At 64.7% G+C, this 1,549-nt stretch carries 2 protein-coding genes; both read left to right on the forward strand.

Annotated elements, in window-relative coordinates; translation table 11 throughout:
• Positions 1-56: 56 nt before the first annotated feature.
• Positions 57-311, forward strand: a complete 255-nt coding sequence (locus ACFWF3_RS35510; protein ID WP_379318511.1) for a hypothetical protein — start codon at positions 57-59, stop codon at positions 309-311.
• Between the two features lie 74 nt (positions 312-385).
• A complete protein-coding gene (locus tag ACFWF3_RS35515) occupies positions 386-1,531 on the forward strand; it encodes an acyl-CoA dehydrogenase family protein (RefSeq protein ID WP_378989833.1) in 1,146 nt (381 codons plus the stop codon).
• The last annotated feature ends 18 nt before the right edge of the window (positions 1,532-1,549 follow it).

Here is a 1,549-nt window from a genome sequence, read left to right on the forward strand (position 1 = left end):
CCGGTGGTCGGGGGTGCGTTGACGGGGCGATCCGATTCCTTCGAAAGAAGTCGCCGATGGCTGAATCCCTTGTCACAGAGGCTGTTGACAAGCAGTTTCTCGAGACCCACCGTCCCGTTGCCAGTGCGGTTCGCGGCCGTCGGCCGGTCGGCGATACCGCTGTGGCCGCCGTGGCCGCACCGGGCTGGGTGGGAATCGGCGCCGAGGGCGGAAAGGCCGCTGTGCGGCGATGGGCGAAACATCTGATCGTCAACATCGACGAATCCCGCGCAACGCGGGCGAGGCACCCCAGCGCGTGTTCTGCGGCCTGATGATGGCCGACCATGTGGCGTCAACGCGCCGGTAACTGATCCTCAATCCAACGAAACAAGGGAGAACAATCACTATGGGCGTCGAATTCAGCCCGGAACAGCAGGATTTCGCGGCAGCGGTCGCCGCGTTCGCCAAGCGTGAGGCGGGCACCCGGGAAAAGCGTGACGCGCTCACCGACCATGATGCCGAGCAGCACAACGCGGATGTCTACGGCAAGATGGCCGAACTGGGCTGGCTCGGCCTGACCGTGCCCGAGGAGTACGGCGGCTCCGACGCCACGATGGTCGACATGTGCATCCTGCTCGAGGAGAGCCTGCGCGGCATGCTGCCGATCGGTGCGATCGGGCCGACCCTCATCACCGGTGGTGCCTACGCGAAGTTCGGCACCGAGGCACAGAAGGACGTGGTCCTGCGCGGCATCGTTCGTGGTGCGTCGCAGTCGATTTCGATGTCGGAACCGGAGGCGGGCTCCGACGTCGGCAACATCACTGCCAAAGCGGAGAAGACCAACGACGGCTGGCTGATCAACGGTCAGAAGACCTGGTGCTCCAACGCGCACATCTCGGAGAACATCCTGCTGGTCGTGCGCACCGATCGCAGTGGCGGCAAGCACGAGGGACTCACCATGTTCCATGTGCCCGCCAACACGCCGGGGCTCAAGATCAGCCCGATCGAGCTGATGGGCAACCAGAAGGAGACCAACGACCTGTACTTCACCGATTGCCTGCTTCCCGAGGACGCGGTGGTCGGCGAGGTGGGCAACGGCTGGCGTCAGCTGATGACCGGGCTGAACTTCGAACGGCTCATTCTGGCCGCGATGAGCCTCGGTGCCGCCGAGCGTGCCTTCGAGGACACGCTGCAGTTCATCAGTGAGCGCAAGCAGTTCGGCAGGCCGATCGGTTCCTTCCAGGCGCTGCGGCACCGCGTGGCCGACCTCGCGACCGAGATCGAATGCACCAAGCTGCTGGTCTACAGCGTGGCTGCCGCGGTCGACGCCAACCCGACCAAGACCTTCGCGCGCGAAGCATCGATGGCCAAGCTCAAGGCCACCGAGACGTCCAAGCAGGTCGCGCTGGCCGGGATGCAGATGATGGGCGGCTACGGCTACGCCCGGGAGTTCGACATGGAAAAGCATGTCCGTGGCGCCTTGGTCTCCACGATCTTCGGCGGTACGAGCGAGATCCAGCGCGACATCATCGGGAAGACGTTCGGTCTCTGACACGGAGGGAAAGGGGGC

This window comes from Nocardia sp. NPDC060220 (assembly GCF_042727815.1).
Taxonomy (GTDB): Bacteria; Actinomycetota; Actinomycetes; order Mycobacteriales; family Mycobacteriaceae; genus Nocardia.